The organism is Pseudomonas sp. Irchel s3f10 (genome assembly GCF_900187515.1).
GTDB lineage: Bacteria > Pseudomonadota > Gammaproteobacteria > Pseudomonadales > Pseudomonadaceae > Aquipseudomonas > Aquipseudomonas tensinigenes.
This window is the reverse complement of record NZ_FYDZ01000001.1, coordinates 438,201-464,026: the sequence shown is the minus strand read 5'-3', so window position 1 is coordinate 464,026 and position 25,826 is coordinate 438,201. Positions and strand designations below refer to the sequence as shown.

Genomic DNA, 25,826 nt, shown 5'->3' with positions numbered 1-25,826 from the left:
AAAATTGCCATGATTGCTGCAGGTAGAAAAATAAGAATGGGCTTCGTCGGCGGTGGTGAAGGCGCCTTCATTGCCCAGGCACACCGGCAAGCCGCCGGCCTCGATGGACGCTTCGAACTGGTCTGCGGTGCGTTCAGCCGCGACGCCCACAACAATCAACGCAGTGGTGCGGCGCTTGGGCTGCCTGCGCAACGCTGCTATGACGCCTGGCAAGACATGCTCGCCGCCGAACAAGCACTGCCGGCCGATCAGCGCATGGAACTGCTGGTGATCGTCACGCCCAATCACCTGCACGCCCCTATCGCCAGTGCAGCACTGATTGCGGGTTTCCATGTGTTCAGTGAAAAGCCTGCTGCGCTCAATCTGGCGCAAGTGCAGGACCTGGCCCGTGTGGTCAACAACAGCCAGCGAATTTACGCCCTGGCCCACACCTACCTGGGGTATGCGATGGTCTGGCAGGCACGCGAGATGGTCGCCAGCGGTGAAATCGGGCGTCTGCGCAAAGTCCTCGTCGAATATCCGCAAGGCTGGCTCAGCAGCGATGTGGCTGGCGAAGGCAACAAACAGGCGGGCTGGCGCGACAATCCTGAACAATCCGGCATCGGTGGCTGCATCGGTGACATCGGCACGCACGCGTTTTCCCTCGCGGAATTTGTCGCCGGTCAACCCATCCAGTTCATCAGCGCGATGCTCGGGTCACATTTGAGCAGTCGCCAACTGGATGACGACGCCTCGATGCTGTTCAAAATGGCCGACGGCGCCAGCGGCGTATTGATCGCCAGCCAAGTGTGCGCGGGCGAAGAGAATCCGCTGAAGATTCGCCTATATGGCGACAAGGGCGGGCTGGAATGGCGTCAGGAAGAGCCCGCCAGTCTGATCCATCGCCCCTTGAATGAGCCGATGCGCGTGCTGCGCTCGGGCCTTGGTCAACCTTGGCTGTGCGCAAACGCCACGCGGCGCATGCGCTTGCCCGCCGGACACCCGGAAGGCTACCTCGAGGCTATGGCCAATCTCTACGGCGACCTCGCGCAGGCCATTTTCAACGGTGCGGGCGGTCCTGACGCACCGGGCGTTCCCGGCATAGCCACCGGGCTGCGCGGCATGGCCTTCATCGAGACCGCCATCGCCAATCATTGTGGCGAAGCCAAATGGACTGCAATACCTGACCTTGCCAATGGAGCAACCGCCAATGAACGTTAATCAACAACGCCCGAGCGGGATGCGCGGGCCAGGGATTTTTCTCGCCCAATTCATCGCCGACGAGGCGCCTTTCGATACCTTGGCCAACATCGCGCAATGGGCCGCTTCTCAAGGCTACAAAGCCATTCAATTGCCGACCCTCGGCACGCGCTTCATCGACCTCGAACGCGCCGCCGACAGCCAGGATTACTGCGACGAACTCATCGCCGTATGCGCCAAGGCCGGCGTGGTGATCAGCGAGCTGTCGACGCACCTGCAAGGCCAACTGGTCGCGGTGCATCCGGCGTTCGACGCACTCTTCGATGACTTCGCCCCGGCAGCGCTGCGTGGCCAGCCGCAAGCACGCACCGAGTGGGCGATCAGCCAGTTGAAACTGGCGGCGCGCGCCAGTCAGCGCTTGGGGTTGACCGCCCACGCGACCTTTTCCGGCGCCCTGCTCTGGCCCTACGTCTACCCATGGCCGCAACGCCCTGCCGGCCTGGTGGAACAGGGCTTTGCCGAATTGGCGAAACGCTGGTTGCCGATCCTCGAGTGCTTCGATGAGGCCGGTGTCGACCTCTGCTACGAGATCCACCCCGGCGAGGATCTGCACGATGGCGCCTCTTTCGAGCAATTCCTCGAAGCGGTGAATCATCATCCACGCGCGGCAATTCTGTATGACCCGAGCCATCTGTTACTACAGCAAATGGACTACCTGGGCTTCATCGATCGCTACCACGCGCGCATCCGCATGTTCCACGTCAAGGACGCGGAGTTTCACGCCAGCGCGCGATCCGGCGTCTACGGCGGCTATCAGGGTTGGGTTGATCGCCCGGGCCGGTTTCGTTCACTGGGCGATGGCCAGATCGACTTCAAAGCGATCTTCAGCAAACTGACTCAATACGACTTCAACGGCTGGGCCGTGCTGGAGTGGGAATGCTGCCTGAAAGACGCTGCGCAAGGCGCTGCCGAAGGGGCGACCTTCATCGAGCGACACATGATCACCCGAACCCGCAAGGCATTCGACGATTTCGCCAGTGTGAGCGCTGACGAGCAATCCAACCGGCGTCTGCTGGGCCTTGGCGAACGCTGATGACAACGCTGTTACCGACATAAAAATAATACGGTGATTGAAATGAACCTAATGAATGCGCGACTCAGCGTCATGATGTTTTTGCAGTTTTTTATCTGGGGCGGCTGGTTCGTCACCCTCGGCACCTTTCTCACCACGACACTGGCAGCAAGCGGCGGCCAGGTGGGAATGGCGTTCTCCACGCAGTCGTGGGGCGCGATCATTGCGCCTTTTGTCGTTGGTCTGATTGCTGATCGTTTTTTCAATGCCGAACGCATCTTGGCGGTGTTGCACCTGGTGGGTGCGGTGCTGCTCTTTCAGCTTTATCGGGCAGCTGATTTCAGCGCGTTTTATCCCTATGTGCTGGCGTACATGCTGGTCTACATGCCAACCCTGGCCCTGGTCAACGCGGTAGCCTTCCGACAGATCAGAGACCCGGCCCGGGAGTTTTCCCGCATCCGCGTGTGGGGCACCGTTGGCTGGATCGTCGCCGGCATCGTGATCAGTTTCGGCTTTGCCTGGGACGCTCAACAGGCGATTGCTGCGGGCGGTTTGCGCAACACATTCCTGATGTCTGCCGTGGCTTCGCTGGTGTTGGGGCTCTACAGCTTCAGCCTGCCGAAAACCGCACCGTTGAAATCCACCGCCGATGCGCCTGGCATCAAACAGATGCTGGGGGCGGACGCGTTGGGCCTGCTCAAGGATCGCAGCTATCTGGTGTTCTTTCTCGCGTCCATCCTGATCTGCATTCCTCTGGCGTTCTATTACCAGAATGCCAATCCGTTTCTGGCCGAAATCGGTGTCACCAACCCCACCGCGAAGATGGCCCTCGGTCAGGTCTCCGAAGTGCTGTTCATGCTTCTGCTACCCCTGTTCATCCAGCGTTTCGGCATCAAGATTGCCTTACTGGTCGGCATGCTGGCCTGGGCCTTGCGCTATGTGTTGTTCGCCTACGGCAACAATGGTGACCAAGCGTTCATGCTGCTGATCGGTATTGCGCTGCATGGCGTGTGTTATGACTTTTTCTTCGTCTGTGGGCAGATCTACACCGATGCCAAAGCGCCCGAGCGCTTCCGCAGCTCGGCTCAGGGCCTGATCACCTTGGCCACTTACGGTGTGGGCATGCTGATCGGATTCTGGGTGGCGGGTCAAATCACTGACCACTTCACCGCGCAAAACGGCCACGACTGGAGAAGTATATGGCTGTTCCCGGCAGGATTTTCGGTGGTGGTTCTGCTGTGTTTCGCAGTCGCGTTCAAGGTCCGTGGCGGCGAAAAGGAGGGAATGCCGTCGACCGTCTAGAGACGCCGGCAGAAAACAGAAAAAGCCTGCTTTTCAGGGCAGGCTTTTCGTCTACATCGCGCAGGCTTACTTTTGCTGAGCGGTCAGCGCCGAGTAGCTGTTCATCAGGTTGCGGTAGTTGGGAATACGCTGCGACAGCAAGTTACCCAGCCCTTCAATGTCGTTGCGCCAGTCGCGGTGCAGCTCACAGGCCACCGAGAACCAGTTCATCATCTGTGCGCCAGCCTGAGTCATGCGGCTCCATGCGGCTTGTTGCACCGTGGTGTTGAAGGTGCCGGACGCATCAGTCACCACAAAAACATCAAACCCTTCCGCCAGCGCCGACAAGGTCGGGAACGCTACGCAGACATCCGTCACCACGCCGGCAATGATGATCTGTTTACGGCCGGTGGCTTTGATCGCCTTCACGAAGTCTTCATTGTCCCAAGCGTTGATCTGACCTGGACGAGCGATGTACGGCGCATCCGGGAACATCTCTTTCAACTCTGGCACCAGCGGGCCGTTCGGGCCTTGTTCGAAACTGGTGGTGAGGATTGTCGGCAGTTCGAAGAACTTGGCCAGATCCGCAAGGGCCAGCACGTTGTTCTTGAATTCGTTTGGCGAGAAGTCCTGCACCAGCGAAATCAGGCCGGTCTGGTGATCGACCAGCAGCACGATGGCATCGTCTTTGTTGAGGCGGTTGTAGGTTGGAGTGGTCATGGTCTGCTTCCCTTTTGAGTTTTTGAAGTTGTTGTTGCGTTCAAGTTGGGTACAGATTACTGACGCACAGGGACGGGATAAATCGGCTGAAAAGCGTTTCACCGTCAACTCAAAAGGGACAATGCCGATCAACCAGCCACTTCTGCACTGTCGGCAGACATCAGCAACGACGCGGTCATCTCAGCGTGGCATACCGCAAGTATTTCATCGGCCAGCGCTGAATCAGCCGGACAGGCCCGAGACAAGATAATCGCACCAACCGCCCGCGCCAGCATGTCGATCATTTTCACTCGCCCCTCACCAGATGCCGCGTCGGGCCCTGTCGGGTACTTGTCGCCAAGCGTCTGCAGCGTGCGTTCGATCCCATCGGCAAACGCCGTTTTCACATCGTCAGACTGACGCGCGGCGTCGCCGCACAAAGCGGCCATGGTGCAACCGCTGCCCCGCCCGTCCCGATGTTCTTTCGACACATAAGCGTCGATGAAGCCTTGAACATCGACCATTTCGGCACCGACCAACGAGCGCGCAAGGCTGTTGGCCGAGGCTTCGGACATCAGGTCGGCCTTCGAGCCGAAGTGCTTGTAGAAACCGCCGTGGGTGAATCCGGCCGCCGCCATGAGATCCGCAACGCCGACACCGTCAAAACCTCGCTCACGAAACAGCACCGAAGCGGTCTCGACGATGTGCTCGCGGTTTGCCTGCGCCTGGGCTTTGGTGACTCTCACGTGCAATACCTCCGCTGAAAAATCATGCGCAGATGATACATAGATGTCGGCCATAATCAAAACCGTTGACAGTTTAGATTTCGATCATCATCCTAATTACAGACATTATCGCTGCTCATCCACAGGCACGGATCCAACCCCATGACCGATCAAAATCTGTTTACGCCGTACACGCTTGGCTCCCTGACACTGGCGAATCGAATTGTTCTCGCACCGTTGACTCGCAATCGAGCGGGCGAAGGTTTTGTGCCCAGTGAGTTCGCGGCCACCTATTACAGTCAACGCGCCTCCGCTGGCCTGCTGATTTCTGAAGCGACGCAGATCTCCCGACAGGGCCAGGGCTATCAGGACACCCCGGGGATTTACACGCAGGCGCAGATCGATGGCTGGCGCAAGGTGACCGCTGCGGTGCACGAAAAAGGCGCGAAGATCTTTCTGCAACTGTGGCATGTCGGTCGTGTTTCACATGTTGATCTTCAAGAACACGGCGCCGCACCTGTAGCGCCCTCGGCGATACGCCCGGCGACCAAAGTGTTCGTCAACAACCGCTTTGAAGACGTTTCCGCGCCGCGAGCACTGGAGATCAGCGAACTCCCGGGGATCGTCAACGATTTCCGCCAGGCAGCGGTCAACGCGATCGCCGCAGGATTTGATGGTGTGGAAATCCACGGTGCCAACGGCTATTTGCTCGATCAATTCATCAAGGATGGCGCCAACGTGCGCACCGATGCCTACGGCGGCTCGATTGAAAATCGTGCGCGCTTGTTGCTGGAAGTGACGGCCGCGGTCGTCGCCGAGATTGGCGCAGATCGCACCGGCATTCGCCTCTCGCCGGTGTCGCCGGCCAACGGGGTGTCGAGCAGCGACCCGCAAGGGCAGTTCGATTACATCGTCGAGCAACTCGATGCGCTGGGCATCGTTTATCTGCACGTGGTCGAAGGCGCAACCGGCGGGCCGCGCGATGTCGCGCCGTTCGATTTCGGCGCTCTGCGCCAGCGTTTCAAAAACACCTACATCGCCAACAACGGCTACGACCTCGACCTGGCAAACGCGCGGATTGCCGAGGACCACACCGATCTGATCGCCTTCGGTCGCCCGTTCATTGGCAATCCCGATCTGGTCGAGCGCCTGGCGGCCGGTGCGCCGTTGGCCGGATTCAACCCCGCCACCCTGTATGGCGGTGGCGCAGAAGGCTACATCGACTACCCGACCCTGGCTGAATGGAGCGCTGCTGCTCAGTAAGCCGAGCCCCCAGCGCCTTTACTGCCTCTCCTTAATCGTTTTTATGAAAAGAGATGACCCTATGAACGCCCACCCTACTGTTCTGATCACTGGCGCCTCCACCGGCATTGGCGCGGTTTACGCCGAACGTTTCGCTCAACGCGGGCATGATCTGGTGCTGGTCGCCCGCGATCTTGAGCGCCTGGAAACACTCGCCGCGAAACTGCGCAGCGAGCATAGCGTCACCGTGGACGTGCTTCAGGCAGACCTGACCCAACTCAAAGACCTGACCACCGTCGAAACGCGCCTGCGCGACGATGCGCGCATTGGCATCCTCGTCAATAACGCGGGCGCCGCGCAGTCCGGCAACTTCATCGAGCAGAGCACCGATAAAGTGGCCAATCTGGTCGCCCTCAACACCACGGCACTGGTGCGGCTCGCCAGCGCCATCGCTCCCCGTCTGGCGAAGGCCGGTGACGGCGCGATTATCAACATCGGCTCGGTGGTCGGTCTGGCCCCGGAGTTCGGCATGTCGGTGTACGGCGCGACCAAGGCGTTTGTCCTGTTTCTGTCTCAGGGCCTGAGCCTGGAACTGTCGCCACTGGGCGTCTACGTGCAAGCCGTGCTGCCGGCCGCGACGCGTACCGAGATCTGGGATCGCGCGGGCATCGATATCAACACCTTGAGCGAGATCATGGAAGTCAGCGATCTGGTCGATGCAGCGTTGGTCGGTTTTGATCGTCGCGAGCCGGTGACCATTCCGCCGCTGCATGAAGGTGAACGCTGGGATGCCTTGCAGACCGCGCGGCAGGGCCTGCTGGCACAGATCCGCCAGTCCGCGGTCGCCCAGCGCTATCTGGCGTGATTGCAATGGAACAAATGCCGTTCATCACAGCCGCCAACCAATCGATTTTGGTTGGCGGCACGGCCTTCGCCTATCGAGACCTCGGCCCGAAAACGGCTGTGCCGCTGATCCTGCTCAATCATTGGGGCGCAGCTCTTGACGACTTCGACCCGCGAATCGTCGATGGTCTGGCGCGAACCCGGCGCGTGATCGCCATTGACTATCGCGGTGTCGGTGGCTCAGGCGGCACGGCGCCCCTGACCGTCGCGCAGATGGCCGACGACGTCATCAGCCTGATCGCTGCGCTGGAATTCACCAGCGTCGATCTGCTGGGTTTCTCCCTCGGCGGATTCGTTGCTCAGGATATCGCGCTCAAAGCACCCGCCTTGGTGCGGCGCCTGATTCTGACCGGCACCGGACCTGCTGGCGGAGTCGGTATCGCCAAGGTCGGTGCGGTTTCCTGGCCACTGATGTTCAAGGGCTTGCTGACCCTGCGCGATCCCAAGTTCCACCTGTTTTTCACCACAACCGCCAACGGACGGCGGGCCGCGACAGACTTTTTGCAACGCCTGAAAGAACGCCGCAAAGATCGCGACAAGCGCCCGACACCCAGCACTTTTCTGCGGCAGTTGAAAGCCATCAAGGCATGGGGAAAACAGACGCCACAGAACCTTGGCGGCCTGCAAATTCCGACGCTGGTGGTCAACGGTGACAACGACATCATGGTGCCCACGGTCAACTCGATTGATCTGGCGAAGCGGATTCCCTACGCGCAATTGATCATTTATGAAGACGCCGGACACGGCGCGATTTTCCAGAACTACGCTGACTTTGTCAGCAAGGCACAGGCGTTTCTCGATAGCTGAACCCATCTGCTCAGGCAACCCTGCCCTCCCCCAGAACCGTGAGAGCCGTCCCCACCATGAAAGCTTATTTTATCGATCGCTATGGCAAGCAGAACGGGCGTATTGGCGATGTCTCCGAGCCTGTACCCGGCGCCCATGACGTGCTGATTGAAGTCCACGCGGCCAGCGTCAACGTACTCGATTCAAAGATTCGCAGCGGCGAATTCAAACTGATTCTGCCGTACTCATTCCCCTTGGTGCTGGGCAACGATTGTGCCGGTGTGGTGATTGCGGTTGGCGCAGCGGTCAAGGGTTTCAAGCCCGGCGACGCGGTGTATGCGCGCGTGCCCGAACAACGAATCGGCACGTTCGCCGAGCGAATCGCCGTCGAGCAAAACGCTGTGGCGTTGAAGCCCGCCAACCTCAGCATGGAACAAGCCGCCGGCATTCCCTTGGTTGCCCTGACAGCCTGGCAAGCGCTGGTCGACATCGCCCGTTTGCAAAAGGGTCAGAAGGTCTTGATTCACGCCGGTTCCGGCGGTGTCGGCACCATCGCCATTCAACTGGCCAAACACCTCGGCGCTGTTGTCGCGACCACCACCAGCACCGCGAATGTCGAGTGGGTTAAAGCGCTGGGCGCAGACGTGGTGATTGATTACAAACAGCAGCACTTCGAGCAGGAACTGCGCGACTACGACGTGTTGCTGAACAGCCTCGGCACCGACGTTCTGGAAAACTCGCTGAAGGTACTCAAACCGGGTGGTCAGCTGATTTCCATATCAGGCCCGCCAACTGCCGAGTTCGCCAAGGCGCAGGGCCTGGCGTGGCCGCTGCGGCAAGTCATGCGCTTGTTGAGCCTGAGCATTCGGCGCAAGGCGCGCAAGCAGGATGTCCGTTACAGCTTCCTGTTCATGCGAGCCAACGGCGTACAACTGCAAGAAATCACCTCCCTGATTGAAGCCGGTGTGATAAGGCCCGTGCTGGATCGCACCTTCGCCTTCGAGTCAGCGGGCGAAGCCCTGACTTACGTCGAACAGGGCCGTGCGAAAGGCAAGGTAATCGTGCAGATCAAATAGTTGCCTGCCTGTAATCATCTGGCGAAAGACCCATGGATAACGTTGCCTGCGACACCGAAAAGCCCCCCGCTGACGAACTGCAAGACCCGGAGAACAAACACCCACCTGAACCCGCGAACCACGAAACGCCCGACCCCAAGCGGCACAACGCAATACTTGGCGTTGCTCCGATCGTCTGGCGGCCCTTGATGCTTGAGCCCTAGGTGTTCAACGCGCATGGGTTTGCTGGAAAAACACCGGAAGGTAGTGTCACTGGCTAAGTGGCGGGTGCCGAAACAGCTGCCCTCACCCTAGCCTTCTCCCCCAGGAGAGGGAACCGATTGGGGGATATTGGCGATGAACGCCGACGTGCAATAACAGCTGTGAATCCATAACCGCCAAGCATTGCGGATGAACCCGTCATCGACGCGATTTGTCAGGTCGATGCATAAGGTTCCCTCTCCCGCAGGGAAAGGAACCGATTGGGGGATATTGGCGATGAACGCCGATGTGCAATTACGGCTGTGAATCCAATACCGCCAAGCATTGCGGATGGACCCGTAATCGACGCGATCTGTCAGGTCGATGCATAACCCAAAACGCCTCGGTCGGCTCCCTCTCCCCCCGGGAGAGGGCTGGGGTGAGGGGCCGTCGTTGCAGCGTCGAACTCGGCTTACAAGGTGTAGGAAATCCCCACCTGCACGGTTCTCGGCGCGCCCGGATAGGCGTAGACATTACCAAACGCGCCCTCTTCATAATCCCGATCAAACAGATTCTTCACGTCAAGATTGAGCCGCACCTTCTCGTTGACCTTATAGAAACCGAGCAAATCGACTACGGTGTAGCTGTCCATCGAGAAGGCAGTATTGGCGGTTTGCCCGGCGCGTTCGTCGACATATTTGAGTCCGGTACCCAGGCCCAGGCCTTTTAGCGCGCCGTCCTGAAACTCGTAAACGTTGAGCAGGCTGAAGCTATTCTGCGGAATGTTCATCAGCCGCGTGCCCGAGCGGATCACATTGTCCTTGGTCACTTCGGCATCCACGTAGGCGTAGCCGCCGATGACGCGCCATTCGGGTGTCAGGTTGCCGGCGACGTTCAGGTCGAAACCACGGCTGCGCACTTCCCCGGCCGCGACGTTGAAGGTCGAGTCCACCGGATCGGTGGTCAGCACGTTGCGCTTTTCGATCTGATAGATCGCCGCATCGACGCTCAACTGATGGTCCAGCGCTTCCCACTTGACGCCCATTTCGTAGGATTTGCCTTTCTCCGGGGCGAAGCCTCCGCCCGTTCGACTCGCGCCAGTATTGGGCTTGAACGAGCGCGCAGTGTCGGCGTAGACCGCCAGCGTGTCAGTCAGGTCGTAGGTCACGCCGATACGCGGGGTCACCGCGTTGTCGCTGGCCTGCCAGTTTTTGCCGCCCGGCACGTAGGTTTCGTAGTCGTGCTCGAAACGCTCGAAACGCGCCCCGGCCAGCACCTTCAGACGCTCGGTCAACGCCACCTGATCCTGGACGAATGCGGCGTAGGTCTTGAGGTTTTCCTTGTCGTGAGTCGGCGTGCGAGTCAGCGCCGGACGTGGCTGGCCGTAGACCGGATCGAAGATGTCGATCGGGTAGGCGCCGACCGCGCCGCTGGAGCGTTGAATGATCGACTTGTAGTCGTAATCTTCGTATTCGATACCGGTCAGCAAGGTGTGCTGCAAGCCACCGGTGCTGAAATGCCCGGTCAGATTGAGCTGGGTGTCCTTGTCGGTCCACTCCAGTTTGCGGTAGTTGAAATTGCGCCCCAGGGTTCGACCGTCATCGGCAATGCCGTTGGCTTCGATGGCATTGCCCTCAAGCGAGCCGTCGAGCCACTGGAAACCACCGCCCAGCGTCCAGTCATCATTGAGCAGATGTTCGAAACGCAGTTGCGCCATGTTGTTGTCGTTGTGCAATTTGCCGGCGTCTTTCTCGCCGAAGAACGTGTCGCGCGAGGCGGTGCCGATCTGTTTGGCGTAACGCGTCACGCCGCGATCCAGCGGATGATTGTTGCGCATGAAATCACCCTCGAAAATCACTCGCGTGGCATCGCTGGCCTGCCAGGTCAGCACCGGCGTGATGCCGTAGCGCTCGGTCTCGACGTGATCGCGGAAGGTATCGCCGCCCTCGCCCACCACATTGAGTCGGTAGGCCAGGCGCCCCTCTTCATCCAGCGGGCCGGAAGCGTCCAGCGTGCCGCGCTTCATGCCTTGATCATTCAACTGACTGCCCAACGTGACCGTGCGCTCGGCCAACGGCTGCTTGGAAACAACGTTGAAGGTGCCGCCGGGATCGCCACGACCGTAGAGCATTGTTGCCGGCCCACGCAGCACTTCCAGACGCTCGATGGTGTTGGCGTCGGGCATGTTCGGGTAGCCGCGATTGATCGGGAAACCGTTGCGGTAGAACTCGCCGGTGGTGAAGCCGCGCACGGTGAATGTGGTCAGCCCCTGCCCGCCGAAATTGTTCGCCCGGCCAACGCCGCCGGCGTAGTCGAGTGCATCTTGCAGACGCGTGGCGCCGAGGTCTTCGACCGCATCCTTGGTCACTACGCTGATCGATTGCGGGGTTTCATGGATCGAGGTGTCGGTACGGGTGGCACTGGCCGAGCGCGTCGCGCGGTAACCCTGCACCGGGCCGTCGGCCCGTTCGTAATCCGCTGTACCGACCACGTCGGTTGCGTCCAGCTCAAGCGTTGAGGTGGTTGAATCGGCCTGTTCGGCCCACGAGGAAGAAGACAACGCCTGCAGCACGCAAATGGAAAGCAGAGTACGACGCATGAAATGAAAACCTTGTGAATAGGCCAGAACGAAGGGTGAAACCGCCAGAACAGCGGCGCGGATGGTATACCAGAGATCGTGTAATTGAAACTTATTCTTATTTGTCATGTTGGTCAGGATTCGTGAGCCGGACTCATGACTCCATCCTGGCAGGGCGTATTATCAGATGCGTTTCAATGGCCTAGGCTCGTAGGCGATATGGCCTGCAAACGCTGGCGCTGAGACGCCCGGCGGTGGCCGACAGCCCGCCCGAAGAGGAACTCAGCGATGAAATTCGACACACCGGCCGGCACTAATCCGATCGATCAATTGAACGTCATCGGCCAGCCCGCCGACCGCATCGATGGCAAGTTGAAAACCACCGGGACCGCGCCCTACGCGTATGAACAACATGCCGCAGTGCCCAATCCGGCCTATGGGTATATCGTCGGCGCCGGGATCGGCAAGGGACGAATTGCCTCGATCGACTCGACGCAGGCGAGCAACAGTTCCGGGGTGATCGCGATCGTCACCTACGAGAATGCCGGGCCTTTGGCCAAGGGCGAGTTCTATGTCGCGCGCGCCTTGGCCGGCCCGCAGGTGGACCACTATCACCAGGCTGTCGCGATCGTCGTCGCGCAGACATTTGAAGAGGCCCGCAGCGCCGCCCACCTGCTGGACATCACCTATGTCGCCGAACCCGGCGCGTTCGATCTGGCGGCCGCCAAGGACTCGGCGACCCCGCCCCCGCCCGCCGGTTTCGGCCCTCCGCCGCAGACGCAGACCGGAGATTTCGAAGGTGCCTTCAGCGCCGCACCGATCCAGATCGACCAGCACTACAGCACGCCGGATCAGGCGCACGCGATGATGGAACCCCACGCCACCATCGCCCAGTGGAACGGCAATTCGCTGACGTTGTGGACGTCGATCCAGCAGATCAACTGGGGCGTGCGCGATCTGGCCAGGACACTCGGCATAAACAAAGAAGATATTCGTTCGATATCGCCCTACATCGGCGGCGGTTTCGGCGGTAAAGGTACGATCCTGTGTGACGCGGTGCTGGCGGCGCTGGCGGCACGCCACGCCGGGCGCCCGGTGAAAGTCGCGCTGCCACGTCCGCTGATGTTCAACAATTTGACCCATCGCCCCGCGACGCTCCAACGCATTCGCCTCGGTGCCAGCCGCGAAGGCTTGATCACTGCCATCGGCCATGAGAGTTGGTCAGGCAACCTGCCCGGGGGCCGGGCCGAAGCCGCGACGGCCTCGACACGTTTGCTCTACGCTGGCGCCAACCGCATGACCCGCTTGAATCTTGCCGTGCTGGACCTGGCTGAAGGCTCGGCCATGCGCGCGCCGGGGGAAGCACCGGGGATGATGGCGCTGGAAATTGCCATGGATGAACTGGCGGAAAAACTCGGCATCGACCCACTGCAGTTGCGCCTGCTCAACGACACCCAGGTCGACCCCGAACAGCCATCGCGCCCGTTCTCGACACGGCAACTCGTCGAGTGTTTACAAACCGGCGCCGAGCACTTCGGCTGGCACCAGCGCAACGCAAGCGCCGGGCAACGTCTGGAGAATGGCTGGCTGATCGGCATCGGTCTGGCGTCCGCCATACGTGGCGCGCCAACCACCGCATCGGCGGCCCTTGTGCGTCTTGATCGGCACGGCACAATCACTGTCGAAACCGACATGACTGATATCGGCACCGGCAGCTACACGATCATTGCGCAAACCGCCGCCGAGATGATGGGTGTGGAACTGGACCGGGTCGAAGTGCGCCTTGGCGACTCGCGCTTTCCGGAGTCGTCGGGATCGGGCGGGCAATGGGGTGCAGCGTCGTCTACCGCCGGGGTCTATGCCGCTTGCGTCAAGTTGCGCGAAGCCGCTGCCCGCGCCGTCGGATTTGATCCGCAAACGGCCGAATTTGCCCACGGCGAGGTGCACGATGGCACGCGGCATTTTCCTTTGGCTCAGGCGGCGGCCGCAGGCGATCTCGTTGGCGAAGACCGCATGGAATTCGGCGATCTGGCCCAGCGCTTTGCCCAGCAGACCTTCGGCGCACATTTCGCCGAAGTGGCGGTCAACGCGGCGACCGGCGAGATACGCTTGCGTCGCCAATTGGCGGTCTGCGCAGCTGGGCGGATTCTCAATCCGAAGACCGCGCGCAGCCAGATCATCGGCGGCATGACCATGGGCGCCGGGGCCGCACTGATGGAAGAACTGCAGGTCGACAAGCGCCTTGGTTTTTTCGTCAACCATGACCTCGCCGGTTACGAAGTGCCGGTGCACGCCGACATTCCCCATCAGCAGGTGATTTTTCTCGATGAGGTCGACCCCTACGCCACGCCGCTCAAGGCCAAAGGTGTCGGCGAGTTGGGCATCAGTGGCGCCGCAGCGGCCATCGCCAATGCGATTTACAACGCCACCGGCGTGCGCGTGCGCGATTATCCGATCACGCTGGACAAACTTATCGCGCACTTGCCGGAGCAGATTTGACGCCCTGTTCAGTCAGCCCGGCGCGCGCTGGCTGAACACTTCCTTGAACACCGGCACGGCGGAAAACGCATTCGGCCATCCGGCGTAGAACGCCAGTTGGGTAATCATTTCCGCCGCTTCGGTCTGGCTCAAACCATTGTCCATCGCCCGACCCAGGTGATAGCCGACCTGGCCGGTCTGCCCGTTGGCCACCAACGAACTGACCGTGATCAGGCTGCGATCGCGAGGCGCCAGACCTGGCCGCAGCCACAGATCGCGGAACAGCGCTTTGGTGGTGAACTCGACCAGCCCCGGCGCCACTGATCCCACCGCCGCATTCACGCGCTCCACGCGGTCAGCTTCGCGAGCCTGGTCCAGCGGCAGCAACGACGGCGCAACCGGTGCCAATTGCGCAGCAACAATGTCGCGCGCGCTGAACACTTCGCCGGCGATAGGCAGAGCCGCTGACGCATTGCCCCAACCGGAATAAAACGCCAGGTGATTGAGCGTTTCGGACAGCTCAAGCGGCGTGACACCGTTGTCCAGCGCAAGGTTGAATTGCGCGGCCATCTCGGCGGTTTGCCCGCGTGCAATCAACACCGCAACCGTCACCAGACTGCGGTCACGCGCTGACAATCCCGGGCGTTTCCATACTTCGCCAAACAACATGGCATCGGTGTTATGAGCCAGTGCCGGGGACACGGCAGCCGCGGCGTCGGAGGTCATTGCAGGTGAACGTTTCATGGAGGTCGAACCTTTTTCAGTTGAAGCACAGGCTGTCAGCAACAGTGCGATGGCCGTCAACAGAAGCCGGCTGGAGTGGGTCACGCTACGAACCGGGAGTGCTGCCATCGTTAAGCTCCTGCTGACGGGATAATCAGCCGCTACGGTAAACCGACGAGGATCTTGCGACTATCTGCGCTCAGCGTCATGAAGTCATGAACACCGCTCATCAATCTGCCTCCTCCATAGAAAGCGAATGGTGCCAAAAACTGGCACTGCCCCGTTATAGAGTCGGTGTCATGTCCACTCTCGGAAGGCGAACCCAACATGTCAGCAGGCTATAAACGTATTCAGTATTCGCGCTACGGCGGTCCGGACGTGATGCGCGTCGAAGCATTCCAGTTGCCAGCACCCGGCAAGGATGAAGTGCTCGTGCAGGTCAGATTTGCAGCGATCAACCCCATTGACTGGAAGTTGCGTCAGGGCCGGATGAAGCTGATCACGGGCAGAACGTTTCCGCGCGCGATGGGTATGGATTTCTCTGGCGTGGTTCTTGCGGTTGGGGCGAGCGTCAGCCGCTTCCAGGTCGGCGACGCGGTTTTCGGGCTATCCCGCTTTAAAGAAAGTGGCGCATTGGGCGAAGCCGTCGTGACCAGGGAGGACTTTCTGGCGAGCAAACCGGATACTCTTTCCTTCGCCGATGCGGCGTGCCTTGGCACACCGGGCATTACCGCGTGGAACGGGCTGATCGACAAGGCCAGACTGCAAGCCAATCAGCAGGTTTTCATCAATGGTTGCGCCGGGGCTGTCGGCGAAGCGGCGGTGCAGATCGCCCTGATGTCGGGGGCCACGGTATCGGGCAGTTGCAGCGCGTCGGACGTTGCCCGGGCACAGGCGCTGGGGGTATCGACCGTCTACGACTACCGGTTAACGGACCTGACAAGACTGCCGGCGCGCTTCGATGTGGTGTATGACACGGCCGCGACGATGACGGTCTCGACCGGTATCGGATTGCTGCGTCCGGGCGGCTGTTTGCTTGATCTCAATCCGGGTCCGGGTAAATTCCTGCGTGGCCTGATTGATCGGCGACTGAAACTGGTCATTGGCACACCGCGACACGAAATCCTCGAAACACTGGCCAGTGCCGCCAGTGAGGCACGCTTGAAGATTCGGCTAGGAGAAGTGGTGCCGCTGGACGGCGCCATACAACTGATCCGCGAGCTCGAACAGGGCCGCAAACTCGGCGGCAAAGGTGTCGTCGCCATGGAGCGTTAATGGCCAGAAGTCATCGTCTGTTTGAGCTGATGCAAGCGCTGCGGCGTCATCGTCGTACGGTGTCCGGCAAGGCCTTGGCGGCTGAATTGGGCGTGTCGTTGCGCACGATTCGCCGCGACATCGTCACGCTGCAAGGCATGGGGGCCGAGATCGACGGCGAGCCGGGTCTTGGGTATGTGCTCAAGCCCGGCTTTGTCCTGCCGCCGTTATCGTTCAGCGCCGAGGAAATACAGGCCTTGGTCATCGGCGCGCAATGGGTCAGCCGGCAGACCGACAGCCAACTCGCGGGCGCCGTCAACAATGCCCTGGCGAAAATCAGTGCCGTGCTGCCCGCGCAGATGCGGCCGATCTTTGAAGACGAAACCTTTTACGTGGCCAAGCCGCACAAGCTCGGCACAACCATCGACCTCAGCGAGATTCGTCGGGCGCTGCGCGAGCAGAACAAGCTGCGCATCGCGCTAGCGCTCGAACATGCGGAGGCCGCCGAACACATCATCTGGCCGATCATGTTGGGTTTTATCGAGGGCAAGCGCTGCATCGCAGCGTGGTGCGAAGGCGACAGCCGGTTTCGCGTGATCGATATGGCTGACCTTGCGACGGTGCAGGTGCTCGTCGAACACTACGCGCCTGACCGCCGACGCTTGATCAAACAATGGCGTGCCGAGGATGTGCGGCCCTGCAACAGTCAGGGCGAGGTGTGTTGAGCCATGTAACCTGGGCCACAACGGCCCCGCCGCTCACACCGCCAGCAGTTGTCGGGTCATCGCCATCGAGGTCTGCAGCGACTGCCCGGTACGCTGCAATTTGTTCAGCAAACTGGCGCCCAACCACAGCTGATAAAGGGTTTCCGCCAGATGCCGGGCGTCGCCTGCGGGCAGGCTGTTTTCGGCCTGGCCCTGCTCGATGCACAGAGTGATGCGCGCCACCACTTGCTCGGCGCCATCGCGCAAGGTCAGGCGCATCGACTCCGACAGGTCGGCGACTTCGGCGCTGAGTTTCACCACCAGACACTCATCGCCGTGGCCTTCGAGGGTGCAGCGGTTCTGCCAGCCCTGCCAGTAATCCATCAGCCGCTCATAGGCGCTCAGCCCCGGCAGCGTCAGGCGCCGTTCCATGTCGGCGAGGTAGCCGACGAAGTAATCCGCCAGCAACGCCTGACCGTACAACTCTTTGGATTTGAAGTAGTGATAGAACGAACCCTTGGGCACACCGGCGGTTTGCAGGATTTCGTTGAGGCCGACACTGGTGAAGCCCTTCTCGGCCATCATCCGGTGGCCGGTGTCGAGCAAGTGTTGGCGGGTGTCGTCGTAGGTCGGTTTCATCGGGCGCACATTACCAGGCAATAGACCAGTCGTATATTTCGAGGAACGGAAGTTTGCCATACCTGTCGATGAAAAACCGCAGGATAAAAAATTACTAGACGACTGGTCTAATTGGAATCTATGCTGCGCCCCGACAAACGTTTTCTGACCGGTGTGGCCGATGTGCGAATCCTTCGCTCAATCGAAGACACCTGATCGACTCAAGGTGCTCTATGAAAATCCTGATGGTTTTGACTTCCCACGATCAACTCGGCAACACCGGCAAGAAAACCGGCTTCTGGCTGGAAGAGTTCGCCGCGCCCTACTACGCCTTCAAGGACGCCGGCGTCGACGTCACGTTGGTCTCGCCGGCCGGTGGCCAGCCGCCGCTGGACCCGAAAAGCGATGAGCCTGATGCCCAGACTGCCGAGACTGATCGCTTCCGCAAAGACTCCGCCGCGCAGCAGGCACTGGCCAATACCGGCCGCTTGGCCGACGTCAGCGCTGATGATTTCGATGCCGTGTTTTACCCGGGCGGCCACGGCCCGCTGTGGGATCTGGCCGAAGACAAGCAGTCGATCGCATTGATCGAAGCGTTTGACCGCGCCAACAAGCCCCACGGGTTTGTCTGCCATGCGCCAGGTGTGTTGCGTCACGCCCTCACCGCTGACGGCAAACCGCTGGTGCAGCACCGCCAGGTCACCGGTTTCACCAATGCCGAAGAAGAGGCCGTTGGCCTGACAGACGTGGTGCCGTTCCTGATCGAGGACGAGTTCCAGCGCCTCGGCGGTTATTACTCGAAAGTCGCTGACTGGCAGGTTCATGTGGTTGCCGACGGGCAACTGGTCACTGGCCAGAACCCTGCCAGCTCTGCCGCCGTCGCAAAAAAACTGCTGGAAATGCTGGGCTAAACCCTCGCGTCCAACCTCCTAACGCCGGGTGCATATTGCCCGGCGTTATTTTTTCACCTGATAAATAGTCGACTGGTCTAATAAACCCAAAGATAAGGTAATCCATGAATAGCAGCCCTTTCTTCACCCCGGCCAAACTCGGCCATCACACCCTGAAAAACCGCATCGTCCTGCCGCCCCTCACCCGCCAGCGCAGTACCCAGCCGGGCAATATTGCCAATGAGCTGATGGCCGAGTATTACCAACAGCGCGCCGGCGCGGGTTTGCTGGTCACCGAAGGCACGCAGATTGAACCTCGTGGCCAGGGTTATGCGTGGACGCCGGGCATTCATACGCCTGAGCAAATCGCCGGATGGCGCAAAGTCACCGAGGCGGTGCATGCCGTGGACGGGGTGATTTTCGCGCAGCTGTGGCACGTCGGCCGTGTCTCCCACACCGCGCTGCAACCCGACGGTGCTGCCCCGGTTTCGGCCTCCGCCGTGGCTACAGATCGGGTCAGCGTGTTTATCGAAACCGCCCCCGGCGCCGGTGAACTGGTGCCACCGTCGGCACCTCGCGCGCTGAGCACCGATGAAGTTCAGGAACTGGTGCAGCTATATATCCAGGCCGCACGCAACGCGATGGACGCCGGTTTCGACGGCATCGAATTGCACTGCGCCAACGGTTATCTGGTGAACCAGTTCATCTCCGCCCACAGCAATTTGCGCGACGATCAGTACGGTGGCTCGCTGCACAACCGCCTGCGCTTTCTCAAGGAAGTGGTCGCCGGCGTCGCCGAGTGCATCGGCAAGGAAAAAGTCGGCGTGCGCTTCGCCCCACTGTTTACCACCACTGATGAAGCGCGGACCTATTTGGGCATGGTCGAGGAAGATCCGCACACCACTTACATCGAAGCGATCAAAGTGCTGCAGGACGTGGGCATCGCCTATCTGTCGATCGCCGAAGCCGACTGGGACAACGCCCCGGCGATGCCACTCACATTTCGTCAGGCGGTACGCGACACCTTCAGCGGCGCGATCATTTATGCCGGGCGTTACACCGCAGAATCCGGCGCGCAACTGCTCGATTCCGGGCTGGCAGACTTGGTCGCATTTGGCCGCCCGTTCATGGCCAACCCCGATCTGCCTGTGCGGATTGCCAATGACTGGCCGTTGAATGCGTTGAACCCCGTGACGGTGTATGGCGGTACCGCCGAGGGCTATACCGACTACCCCGTTTATCCCGGCTAAGCCTTTCCACGCGGCGTCAAGCGCTCCCACAACAGCGGGAGCGTTTATCCGAGTCGGAGTGCAAGCTCTTGTGGGAGCGAGCCTGCTCGCGAAAGCGGCGGGTCAGTCACTCACACTGTTGAATGTGACGACGCCTTCGCGAGCAGGCTCGCTCCCTCAGGAGAGATCTGAATATCACGCAATTCACCGCACAAAAACCTATACAATGACTACAATCTGTACAACTATCTGGACTTAACATGTAAACGTCCATTCGGCAGCTCGCTGCTCACTACGCTGAATCCGTGAAATGAACAAAACCCATCGGCTGTGCCTGGTTCTGGGTGACCAGCTCTCTTTTGATCTGGCGTCATTGGCCGGTCTGGATGGCAAACGAGACCGTGTGCTGCTGGTCGAGGTCATGGAAGAAGCCAGCCATGTTGCCCATCACCCGCAGAAGATTGCCCTGATCTTCAGCGCCATGCGTCACTTCGCTCAGGCACTGAAAGACCAAGGCTTCTGCGTGCATTACGTGACCCTCGACGACCCGCACAACAGCGGCTCGGTGCCCGGCGAATTAAAGCGCTGGCAGGCGCTGCTGCAGGCGAACGAATTGCACATGAGCGAATGCGGCGACTGGCGTCTGGAGCAATCACTGAAGGATTGTGGCTTGCCGATCCACTGGCATGCCGATAACCGTTTCCTCTGCAGCCGCGACGAATTCCGTGCGTGGGCCGCTGGCAAAAAGCAGTTGCGCATGGAGTTCTTCTACCGCGAGATGCGCCGCAAAAGTCGTCTGCTGCTCAATGGTGACGGCACGCCGGTCGGCGGCGCCTGGAACTTTGACGCCGACAATCGCAAAGCCCTGCCCAAAACCGTCAAGGCGCCCTACCCGGCGGGTTTTACCAACGATGCAATCACCCTCGAAGTTCTCGCACTGGTCAAGGAACGCTTCGCCAGTCACTACGGCAGCCTCGATGATTTCAACTATCCGGTGACGCATGCCGATGCCGAGGCATTGTGGGCGCACTTTCTCGATTACGGCCTGGCCGGCTTCGGCGATTATCAGGACGCCATGGCCAGTGACGAACCGTTTCTGTTTCATGCGCGTATCAGCGCTGCACTGAACATTGGCTTGCTCGATCTGCGCCAACTCTGCGCCGATGTGGAGTCGGCCTATTGGTCCGGCAGCATCGCGCTGAATGCCGCCGAAGGCTTCATCCGCCAACTGATCGGCTGGCGCGAATATGTGCGGGGCGTTTATTGGCTGCACATGCCGGAATACGCCGAGGGCAATGCCTTCGGTAACACGCGGCGCCTGCCAGAGTTTTACTGGACCGGCGACACAAAGATGAACTGCATGCACCAGGCCATCGGCCAAAGCCTCAAACACGCCTACGCCCATCACATACAGCGCCTGATGGTCACCGGCAATTTCGCCCTGCTCGCCGGCATCGCGCCGAGCCAGATCTGTGAATGGTATCTGGCCATTTACATGGACGCTTTCGATTGGGTCGAACTGCCCAACACCCTCGGCATGGTCATGCACGCCGACGGCGGCTACCTCGGTTCCAAACCTTATTGCGCCAGCGGCCAATACATCAACCGGATGTCCGATTATTGTCGCGACTGTGCGTACTCGGTGCGTGAAACCACGGCCGACAACGCCTGCCCGTTCAATGCCTTGTACTGGCATTTCCTGATGCGCCACGGCGACCTTCTGCGCAGCAATCAGCGCATGGGCATGATGTACAAAAACCTTGATCGCATGCCGTTGGAAAAACAGCAGGCTTTGTGGCAACGCGGGCAAGGGCTGCTCGACAGACTGGATCGCGGCGAATCGCTATGAAAACGCGTGTGCCTTTGGCCCGTGTGCAACTTAAACATGAGGCCCCGGGTCAATGGCTGACAAAGCTTGTGAGGCCGATGGCTTGAGACACGCCAATTGAACGCAAGCCAACCATCAACGCATGAAGGGTGAACATCCTGAAACAGCTTACTCGCGAGGAGCTTGAGTCTGAGGTCACGCGCCTGCGTCTGGCCGTCAAGGCGACCTGCGACGCCGTCTGGGACTGGGATCTGAAAACCAATCAGGTCATCTGGAACGACTCGCTGCAACAGGCCTATGGCTACGCGTCAGCAGCCATCGAGCCGACGTGTGACTGGCGATTTGCGCAGATTCACACGCAGGATCGCGCGCGCGTGACAACCTCGATTCGCTCGGCGATTGACGGCTCTGGCACGACCTGGAGCGCGGAGTACCGCTTCCTCTGCCACGATGGTTCATACGCCGAAGTCCTGGATCGCGGACATTTGATCCGCAATGCCGATGGCGAAGCCGAACGCATGATCGGTGCGATGCTCGACCTGACCCGTTCGCGCAGCGCCGAGACGGCATTACGCCAGAGTGAAGAGCGCTTCAGCACCATTCTGGAAACCATCGAAGCAGCTTTCGCCATCGTCAAAGTCAAATTCGACGCCGACGACCACCCTATCGACTATTACTTTGTCGAGGCCAACCCGGCGTTCGAGCGTCAGGCCGGGGTCAACCTGCGGGGCAAGTGGGTCACCGAGTTTGCGCCCAACCTGGAGAAATTCTGGTTCGAGACGTACGGCCATGTGGCCAAAACAGGCGAGCCAGCAAACTTCGAGAACTACGCCAACACCTTCGAGCGCTGGTTCGATGTGCGCGCCGTGCGTGTCGGCGACCCGGCCGATCGGCAGATTGCGATCTTCTTCAGCGATGTCACCGAGCGCCGCGACGCGCAAGAACGCTTGCGCATCAGCGAAGCCGTCGCCCGGGAAAACGTCGAGCGGGTACAACTGGCCCTTGCCGCCGGTGCCATTATCGGCACCTGGCACTGGCACTTGCCCAGCGATCGCTTCAGCGTCGATGAAGCCTTCGCGCGGGTGTTCGACCTCGACCCGGCCTGGGGTCTCGACGGTCTGAGTCTGGAGCAAGTGGTGATGACCGTTCACCCGGATGACAGGGAAGGACTCACCACCGCGATCAACGAAGTCATTGCCCGTGGAGGTGCCTATTCCCACCAATACCGAGTGCGCGGCGCGGATGGCCAATACACCTGGATTGAAGCGAACGGCCGCGTCGAGTGCGCCGAAGACGGCACGCCTTTGCGCTTTCCCGGCGTGCTCATCGATGTCGAAGACCGGCGCAATGTCGAAGCCGAGCGCGACCGGGTCACCGCCGCGTTAAAGGCGCTCAATGACACACTGGAACAACGGGTCTCGGCACGCACCGCCGACCTGATGCAGGCCGAAGAGAAGCTGCGCCAATCGCAGAAAATGGAAGCGGTCGGGCAACTCACCGGCGGTCTGGCCCATGACTTCAACAACCTGCTGGCGGGCATCTGCGCCTCCCTTGAACTGATGGAAAAACGCATCGGCCAAGGCCGACTGAACGACATCGACAAATACATGCAGATCGCCCAGGACGCCGCCAAACGCGCCACCGCCCTCACCCACCGTCTGCTGGCCTTCTCTCGGCGCCAGACCCTCGATCCACGGCCAACTGAAGTCAATGCACTGATTGCCGGCATGAGCGAACTGATCCAGCGCACCGTCGGCCCGAGCATTCGCCTGAAGACGGTCGTTGCCGCCGATCTGTGGCCGGCGCTGGTCGATGCCAGCCAACTGGAAAACGCCCTGCTCAACCTGTGCATCAACGCCCGCGATGCGATGCCCGATGGCGGCAGCATCACCGTCGAAACCGCCAATCGAACCCTGGATGCTGAATCAGCGCGCGTACGGGAAATGCCCGAAGGGCAATACCTGTGCTTGTCGGTCGCCGACACCGGTACCGGTATGAGTGCGGAAGTGATCGCCAAGGCCTTCGACCCATTTTTCACCACCAAACCGCTGGGCCAGGGCACGGGCCTGGGGCTGTCGATGATCTACGGTTTCACCAAGCAATCCGGCGGGCAGGTGCGGGTGCAATCGACCGTGGGGCAAGGCACCGTCATGTGCATTTACCTGCCGCGCTACCTCGGCGAAACGCAGCGCAATCAGGATGACACGCAAAGCTCAGCGACGCCTCATGCCAAGGCCGGTGAGACCATCCTGATTGTCGACGACGAACCCACTGTCCGCATGCTGCTCAAGGATGTGCTGAACGATCTCGGCTACAACCTGCTCGAAGCGGCAGACAGCGTTGAGGGACTGGAAGTATTGCGTTCTAGCGCGCACATCGATCTGCTCATTACCGATGTCGGTTTGCCGGGCGGCATGAACGGCCGGCAGATGGCCGATGCGGGCAGGCAAATCAGGCCGAAGCTGAAGACCTTGTTCATTACCGGATACGCGGAAAACTCGGTGATCGGCAACGGTCAACTCGGCCCGGGCATGCAGGTGCTGACCAAACCGTTTGCCGTCGACACGTTGGTGTCACGGGTTAGTGGCCTGCTGTCCATTGACGTCGAATGAGGGTTGCGCAGTGGATGTCATGAACCTGTTGCGCCCTGCCGTTTTCGCTTGATACAGCGCTTGATCGGCGCACTCGATCAGAGCGCTCACCGGATCCAGGCGCGGACCCCGCGCGGCGGCGATGCCGATGCTCAGGCTCACGCGGGTCTCGGGACTGGTGGGGTGGGCAATGTTGGCTTGCTGCAAGCGCTCGATTATCAGCTGCGCCACCACCTCGGCACCGTCAATATCGGTGTCGGGCATGATCACCGCGAACTCTTCGCCGCCGTAGCGCGCCACCAGGTCCGACGGCCGCCGCACACACTCATCCAGCACGTGACCGACGGTTTGCAGACAGGCGTCACCGGCAACATGCCCGAGCGCATCATTGAACCGCTTGAAATAGTCGATATCGATCATCAGCAACGCCAGCGACGAGCCGTCGCGCTTTGCCCGCCGCGCCTCTGTGGCCAGGGTCTGGTCGAAGCAGCGCCGATTCGCCAGCCCGGTAAGCGCATCCTTCATGGCCAACAGTTCCAGTTGCCGATTGGAGCCAAGCAACTGCTGCTGAGCGATGCGCAGTTCGCCTTCAATCTGGGTCCGGCGCCGGATGTCGAGGATCAAGAACCAGCCGATCAGACCAGTAAGCCCCAACAGCCCCGCCACCACCACCGCCGACAACAGCGCCTCCGTACGCCAGGCCGTGAGCGCTTCACGCTTGCCGATGGCGACCGTGGTGATCAGCGGCAACTTCTCGCTTTTGCGGAAGGCGTAGAGGCGTTCGACGCCATCCAGGCTGGAGGTATACGACGCGGTACCGACCGATTGATCGACCAGGTACTTGGCGTAGATCGGCGACTTGGAAAAATTGCGCCCCATGTCCTGCTCACGGAACGGATAGCGCACCAGCAACGTGCCGTCGGTATACGACAAGCCGATGGCCCCGTCCTGGCCGACGTCGAGTTTGCCGAACAGGCGCAGGAAGTTTTCCACGCCCAACGTCACGGCCACCACCCCGGCGAACTCGCCACGATCATCGTTGAAACGGCGGCTGACGGTGATCACCCACTCCTGATTGGAGCGGCTACGGATGGGTGGCCCGATAAAAGGTTCGCGGCTCGGGTCGTCACGATGATGAATGAAGTAGACCCGATCACTGCTATTGGCCCCCGCCGGGATCGGTCGATTGGACGACATCAGCCAATGGCCCTGACGGTCATAGATGGTGATACCGCTCATTTGTGGCATCAACGGCTGCTGGCGGTTGATCAGCGCACTCAGGCGCTGGATCTGCGTGGGGCCACTGCCTTCGGTTTCCAGGCGTTCGACCAGCCCGAGCAACAGCAGCGAACTTTGCCGGACAATGCCTTCGGAATAGGTCTCCAGTGCCTGGGTCAGGTTCAACCCGTGCACGTTGACCTCTTCCAGCGCGCGATCGCGCGAAGACAGCACTTTCCAGATGGTCAGCGACGCGAGGGAGCAGCCGATGACCAGCAGCAAGAGGATGACGAGGTGGGTATCACGCTTCACGAAAGTACCTAATGGAAAGTCCGGTTTCCCGTTCCAGCCGTTACTGATTCAAGGCAATAACAGCGGTCGTATGTCCTCGACCGGCGCAAGGATACAAGTAGCGCGTCGAACGTGCAGCAACCGTATGACGGAACGTCGTTTTCAAGCCTTTGGCGTTGTTTCGCAACGACACGGCAGCGGTCTGCAACTTATATTCATGGCCGCAGGTCATTAGGCTTGCTGAGGTTGAATCCATCCGCAAACCTCAACTATTGAAGATA

The 25,826-nt window shown here is 60.3% G+C and carries 20 protein-coding genes; 14 read left to right on the top strand and 6 right to left on the bottom strand.

All coding sequences use genetic code 11. The features are described 5' to 3' along the window. The first annotated feature begins 9 nt into the window (after positions 1 to 9). The 3 genes from CKW17_RS02005 to CKW17_RS01995 are packed head-to-tail and all read left to right on the top strand — an operon-like array spanning position 10 to position 3,553. Positions 10 to 1,200, top strand: a complete 1,191-nt coding sequence (locus CKW17_RS02005) for a Gfo/Idh/MocA family protein (protein ID WP_095118470.1) — start codon at positions 10 to 12, stop codon at positions 1,198 to 1,200. Next, positions 1,190 to 2,272, top strand: a complete 1,083-nt coding sequence (locus tag CKW17_RS02000; RefSeq protein WP_095118469.1) for a sugar phosphate isomerase/epimerase — start codon at positions 1,190 to 1,192, stop codon at positions 2,270 to 2,272. The genes CKW17_RS02005 and CKW17_RS02000 overlap by 11 nt, the downstream gene beginning before the upstream one ends. Positions 2,273 to 2,314: 42 nt before the next feature. Continuing rightward, the gene (locus tag CKW17_RS01995) at positions 2,315 to 3,553 is read left to right on the top strand and encodes a nucleoside permease (protein ID WP_095118468.1); all 1,239 of its coding nucleotides are present in this window, start codon (positions 2,315 to 2,317) and stop codon (positions 3,551 to 3,553) included. A gap of 66 nt (positions 3,554 to 3,619) precedes the next feature. Here CKW17_RS01995 and ycaC read toward each other — a convergent pair whose 3' ends face one another. Then, complete coding sequence (gene ycaC / locus CKW17_RS01990; RefSeq protein ID WP_007916011.1) at positions 3,620 to 4,252, bottom strand: isochorismate family cysteine hydrolase YcaC; 633 nt, start codon at positions 4,250 to 4,252, stop codon at positions 3,620 to 3,622. 128 nt (positions 4,253 to 4,380) lie between these two features. After that, a complete protein-coding gene (locus CKW17_RS01985) occupies positions 4,381 to 4,977 on the bottom strand; it encodes a TetR family transcriptional regulator (protein WP_095118467.1) in 597 nt (198 codons plus the stop codon). Between the two features lie 141 nt (positions 4,978 to 5,118). On the opposite strand from CKW17_RS01985, the gene CKW17_RS01980 reads away from it, so the two are divergent. From CKW17_RS01980 to CKW17_RS01965, 4 genes are all read left to right on the top strand, one after another. Next, positions 5,119 to 6,219 carry an alkene reductase gene (locus CKW17_RS01980; RefSeq protein ID WP_095118466.1) on the top strand — a complete coding sequence of 367 codons (1,101 nt, stop codon included), beginning with the start codon at positions 5,119 to 5,121 and terminating at the stop codon, positions 6,217 to 6,219. A gap of 61 nt (positions 6,220 to 6,280) precedes the next feature. After that, positions 6,281 to 7,063 (top strand): SDR family oxidoreductase, encoded by a 783-nt coding sequence (locus tag CKW17_RS01975; protein WP_095118465.1) that lies wholly within the window; start codon positions 6,281 to 6,283, stop codon positions 7,061 to 7,063. Positions 7,064 to 7,068: 5 nt separating this feature from the next. Beyond that, a complete protein-coding gene (locus CKW17_RS01970) occupies positions 7,069 to 7,908 on the top strand; it encodes an alpha/beta fold hydrolase (protein ID WP_095118464.1) in 840 nt (279 codons plus the stop codon). Between the two features lie 56 nt (positions 7,909 to 7,964). Beyond that, on the top strand, positions 7,965 to 8,963 hold the full coding sequence (locus tag CKW17_RS01965; protein ID WP_095118463.1) for an NADP-dependent oxidoreductase: 999 nt from the start codon (positions 7,965 to 7,967) through the stop codon (positions 8,961 to 8,963). Between the two features lie 652 nt (positions 8,964 to 9,615). Here CKW17_RS01965 and CKW17_RS01960 read toward each other — a convergent pair. After that, positions 9,616 to 11,742: a TonB-dependent siderophore receptor gene (locus CKW17_RS01960; protein WP_095119012.1), complete on the bottom strand. Its 2,127-nt coding sequence runs from the start codon at positions 11,740 to 11,742 to the stop codon at positions 9,616 to 9,618. A gap of 267 nt (positions 11,743 to 12,009) precedes the next feature. On the opposite strand from CKW17_RS01960, the gene paoC reads away from it, so the two are divergent. Beyond that, positions 12,010 to 14,220 (top strand): aldehyde oxidoreductase molybdenum-binding subunit PaoC, encoded by a 2,211-nt coding sequence (gene paoC / locus CKW17_RS01955; protein ID WP_095118462.1) that lies wholly within the window; start codon positions 12,010 to 12,012, stop codon positions 14,218 to 14,220. Between the two features lie 12 nt (positions 14,221 to 14,232). On the opposite strand, the gene CKW17_RS01950 is transcribed toward paoC, so the two are convergent. Further along, positions 14,233 to 14,943 (bottom strand): carboxymuconolactone decarboxylase family protein, encoded by a 711-nt coding sequence (locus CKW17_RS01950; RefSeq protein WP_225936809.1) that lies wholly within the window; start codon positions 14,941 to 14,943, stop codon positions 14,233 to 14,235. A gap of 306 nt (positions 14,944 to 15,249) precedes the next feature. Here CKW17_RS01950 and CKW17_RS01945 point away from each other — a divergent pair, with 306 nt between their 5' ends. Together CKW17_RS01945 and CKW17_RS01940 are read left to right on the top strand one after the other, a co-directional pair. Beyond that, positions 15,250 to 16,197 (top strand): NAD(P)-dependent alcohol dehydrogenase, encoded by a 948-nt coding sequence (locus CKW17_RS01945; protein ID WP_095118460.1) that lies wholly within the window; start codon positions 15,250 to 15,252, stop codon positions 16,195 to 16,197. Continuing rightward, positions 16,197 to 16,901 carry a YafY family protein gene (locus CKW17_RS01940; RefSeq protein ID WP_095118459.1) on the top strand — a complete coding sequence of 235 codons (705 nt, stop codon included), beginning with the start codon at positions 16,197 to 16,199 and terminating at the stop codon, positions 16,899 to 16,901. Before CKW17_RS01945 ends, CKW17_RS01940 begins: the two co-directional genes overlap by 1 nt. A 33-nt stretch (positions 16,902 to 16,934) precedes the next feature. On the opposite strand, the gene CKW17_RS01935 is transcribed toward CKW17_RS01940, so the two are convergent. Beyond that, positions 16,935 to 17,519, bottom strand: coding sequence for a TetR/AcrR family transcriptional regulator (locus CKW17_RS01935; RefSeq protein ID WP_095118458.1), 585 nt, complete (start codon positions 17,517 to 17,519; stop codon positions 16,935 to 16,937). A gap of 212 nt (positions 17,520 to 17,731) precedes the next feature. Between CKW17_RS01935 and CKW17_RS01930 the strand changes: the two genes are divergently transcribed. From CKW17_RS01930 to CKW17_RS01915, 4 genes are all read left to right on the top strand, one after another. Then, positions 17,732 to 18,409 (top strand): type 1 glutamine amidotransferase domain-containing protein, encoded by a 678-nt coding sequence (locus CKW17_RS01930; RefSeq protein WP_095118457.1) that lies wholly within the window; start codon positions 17,732 to 17,734, stop codon positions 18,407 to 18,409. A 104-nt stretch (positions 18,410 to 18,513) separates the two neighbouring features. After that, the gene (locus CKW17_RS01925) at positions 18,514 to 19,638 is read left to right on the top strand and encodes an alkene reductase (protein WP_095118456.1); all 1,125 of its coding nucleotides are present in this window, start codon (positions 18,514 to 18,516) and stop codon (positions 19,636 to 19,638) included. A gap of 289 nt (positions 19,639 to 19,927) precedes the next feature. Continuing rightward, entirely contained in the window at positions 19,928 to 21,466 is a 1,539-nt protein-coding gene (locus tag CKW17_RS01920) for a cryptochrome/photolyase family protein (protein WP_095118455.1), read from the top strand. A 128-nt stretch (positions 21,467 to 21,594) separates the two neighbouring features. Next, entirely contained in the window at positions 21,595 to 24,057 is a 2,463-nt protein-coding gene (locus tag CKW17_RS01915) for a PAS domain-containing protein (protein WP_095118454.1), read from the top strand. Here the strand turns inward: CKW17_RS01915 and CKW17_RS01910 are convergent. Next, complete coding sequence (locus CKW17_RS01910) at positions 24,019 to 25,566, bottom strand: sensor domain-containing diguanylate cyclase (protein ID WP_095118453.1); 1,548 nt, start codon at positions 25,564 to 25,566, stop codon at positions 24,019 to 24,021. The two genes, CKW17_RS01915 and CKW17_RS01910, sit on opposite strands and share 39 nt — an antisense overlap. Positions 25,567 to 25,826 lie beyond the last annotated feature (260 nt).